Source organism: Thauera terpenica 58Eu (genome assembly GCF_000443165.1).
GTDB lineage: Bacteria > Pseudomonadota > Gammaproteobacteria > Burkholderiales > Rhodocyclaceae > Thauera > Thauera terpenica.
The window spans coordinates 1-3,290 of record NZ_ATJV01000104.1; the positions used below are offsets into that span (position 1 = coordinate 1).

General features: G+C 64.6%; 2 protein-coding genes. Both read right to left on the reverse strand.

What is annotated here, in order from left to right; genetic code table 11:
• Positions 1–33: 33 nt before the first annotated feature.
• The gene (locus M622_RS37720) at positions 34–3,003 is read right to left on the reverse strand and encodes a Tn3 family transposase (RefSeq protein ID WP_021250912.1); all 2,970 of its coding nucleotides are present in this window, start codon (positions 3,001–3,003) and stop codon (positions 34–36) included.
• A gap of 2 nt (positions 3,004–3,005) precedes the next feature.
• Positions 3,006–3,290 (reverse strand): helix-turn-helix domain-containing protein (locus M622_RS37725; RefSeq protein ID WP_021250913.1); only part of this gene is annotated, 285 nt, incomplete at its 5' end.

Here is a 3,290-nt window from a genome sequence, read left to right on the forward strand (position 1 = left end):
GGGGTCAGCTCACGAAACGGAAAAAATCGTACGCTAAGCCTCGCCGGGCATTCGTAACGGCCGGAACTTGCCTTGCTCAACCTGCTTGTTCTGCCGCCAGATGTAGTCGCCGGTCAGGTTGATGTGCTCCCAGCCCAGCGGCGAAAGATGCGGTAGCAGCCGCTCGTCGGTGTTCTTGCCCGTGTCGCGCAGCGCCTGGACTGCCCGTTCCAGGTAGACCGTGTTCCACAGGATGATCGCCGCCACCACCAAGTTGAGGCCGCTCGCACGGTAGCGCTGGTTCTCGAAACTGCGGTCGCGGATTTCACCGAGCCGGTTCAAGAACACGGCGCGGGCCAGTGCGTTCTTGGCTTCACCCTTGTTCAAGCCGATCTGCACGCGGCGGCGCAGCTCGACATTCTGCATCCAGTCGAGCGCGAACAGCGTGCGCTCGATGCGCCCCAGTTCACGCAAGGCCACGGCCAGGCCGTTCTGGCGCGGGTAGCTGCCGAGCTTCCTGAGCATCAGCGAGGCCGTGACCGTGCCCTGCTTGATTGAGGCGGCCAGCCGCAGGATTTCGTCCCAATGGGCGCGGATGTGCTTCACGTTGACGTTGCCGCCGATCAGGCCGGTGAGCGTCGGGTACTGTTTGGCGTCGCCGTGGATATACAGGCGCTTGTCGGCCAGGTCGCGGATGCGCGGAGCGAAACGGAAGCCCAAGAGGTGCATCAGTGCGAACAGGTGATCGGTGAAGCCCGCCGTGTCGGTGTAGTGCTCCTCGATGCGCAGGTCGGATTCGTGATACAGCAGCCCGTCCAGGACGTGGGTGGCGTCGCGCACCGTGGCGTTGATGACCTTGGTGTGAAATGGCGCGTACTGGTCGGAGATGTGGGTGTAGAACTGCACGCCCGGCTCTTGACCGTACTTCAGGTTCACCTGGCCGGCAGCTTGGCCACGGCCGCCGGCCTTGAAGTTCTGGCCGTCCGATGACGATGTGGTGCCGTCGCCCCAGTAGGCGGCGAAGGGTTGGCGGAACTGGGCGTTGACCAGCTCGGCCAGACCCGCCGAATAGGTTTCGTCGCGGATGTGCCACGCCTGCAACCACGTCAGCTTGGCGTAGGTCACACCGGGGCAGGACTCGGCCATCTTGGAGAGGCCCAGGTTGATGGCATCGGCCAGGATGGTCGTCAGCAGCAGATGCTGGTCTTCGGCTGCCGCGCCACTCTTGAGGTGTTTGAAATGGCGGCTGAAGCCGGTCCAGCCATCGACTTCCAAAAGCAGTTCGGTGATCTTCAGATGCGGCATCAGGCTGTACGCCTGCTGCATCAGCGCCTCGGCCTCGTCGGGCACGGCGTTGTCCAACGGCGTAATCTTGATTCGCCCGGTGCTGGTGATGGCTGCATCGGGCAATTCATTGACGGCGGCCAGCCGCTCCACGGTCGCCAGTTGCTCTTGCAGCACCGCAAGCCGGGCTTCCAGAAAGTGTTCGCAGTCGGTATCGACGGCCAGGCCCAATTCACGCTGATCGCGCTGCGCCGCGAAACGCGGCGGCGGCAACAGGTAGTCCTCGAAGTCCTTGAACTGGCGCGAGCCCTGCACCCAGATGTCGCCGGAGCGCAGTGAGTTCTTCAGTTCGGACAGCACGCACAGTTCATAGAAGCGCCGGTCAAATCCATCTCCCGTACGTACCAGGTTTTCCCAGCGCTTGCGCACGAAGGATGTGGGCGCGTCTTCCGGCACCTTGCGCGCCTGACGGTCGTTCATCCCTTTGAGCACTTCTACGCCGGCCAGCAGTTCGCGCGCTGCCGGCGCGGCCTTCATGGTCAGCGCTTCCAGCAGGGTCGGCGTGTAGCGCCGGAGCTGGGTGAAGCCGTCGCCGACCAGAGACAGGAAATCGAAGTCTTCCGGCCGGGCCAGCGTTTCCGCTTCGGTAATACTTTCGCTGAACGCATCCCAGGGGATGATTGCTTCGATGGCGGCGAACGGATCGCCGCCCGATTGCTTGGCTTCCAGCAGGGCGCGACCGATGCGCGAGTACAGCCGCACCTTGTCGTTGATCGCCTTGCCGGACTGCTGGAAGCGGTCGGCATGGTTGCGCTTGGCCTTGCTGAACAGCGAACCCATGAAACGGTCGTGCAGGTCGATGATTTCGTCGATCAGCGTGGCGCGGGTGTCGAGGATCACTGCGACCAAGGTGGCATAGCGACGGTTCGGCTCCAGGTCGCGCAGGTGCTGTGCCGTCATCTGTCCGCCTTCACGGGCGAGCTTCAGTAGGCGGTTCTGGTGAATGGCGTGTTCCAGGTCGCCCGGCAGCGCTAGGTCGCGGATGGTCTTCAGCCGTTCCAGGTGGGCCAGCACATGCTTGGGCTTCGGCGGGCCGGGCGGCTGGCGTAGCCAGATCAGCCCGCTGCCCTTGGTGCCCTCGCGGATCGCCAGCAGGCCATCGAGCAAGCGGCGGTGGAAATCACCGAGCGGCGCAGTGAGCGCTTCATAGACTTGGCGTGTGCCACGTGTCAGCGCCTCGCTGCACACGCGCTCGATGACATCGAGGGTCGGAAGGATGATGCGTTGCTGCCGCAGCAACTCGACCAGTGCCTCGGCCAGCACGATACCCCGGTCGGTCTGCTGGGCCAGCTCGGCGAGTTGGTGGACGAAGTGCCGATAGTCCGCGACAGCGAACGGCGTCAGCTTCAGCCACGCCTGCAACTCCAATAGGTGCTCGCGTCGCGTTTCCGGCCGCTGCGCGTACTGCGGCCAGATGTCCGGTTCGATGCGCAACTGGCGACCGACGATGTTCAGCAGGGAGGCGGGCGGCTCTGCATCCGTCGGCAGGGCAAAGCCGGGATAACGCAGGTAGCACAACTGCACAGCGAAGCCGAGCCGGTTGTGGCTGCCGCGCCGCTGATGGATCACCGAAAGATCGGGTTCGGCGAAGGTGTAATGCTGGATGAGTTCATCGTCAGTGGCTGGGAAGGCCAGCAGGCCGGTACGCTCGGCGGTCGTCAGCAGATTGCGGCGCGGCATGGTCAGTCGTCCGTTTTCAGGTACTGGTAGAGGGTTTCGCGGCTGATGCCGAACTCGCGGGCGAGCTGCGCCTTCTTCTCGCCGGCAGCGGCGCGACGGCGCAGCTCGGCCACCCGCTCCGGCGCGAGCGCCTTCTTGCGGCCCCGGTAGGCCCCGCGCTGCTTGGCGAGCGCGATGCCTTCGCGCTGCCGCTCGCGGATCAGGGCGCGCTCGAACTCGGCGAACGCGCCCATCACCGACAGCATCAGGTTCGCCATCGGCGAGTCCTCGCCGGTGAAGGTCAGGCT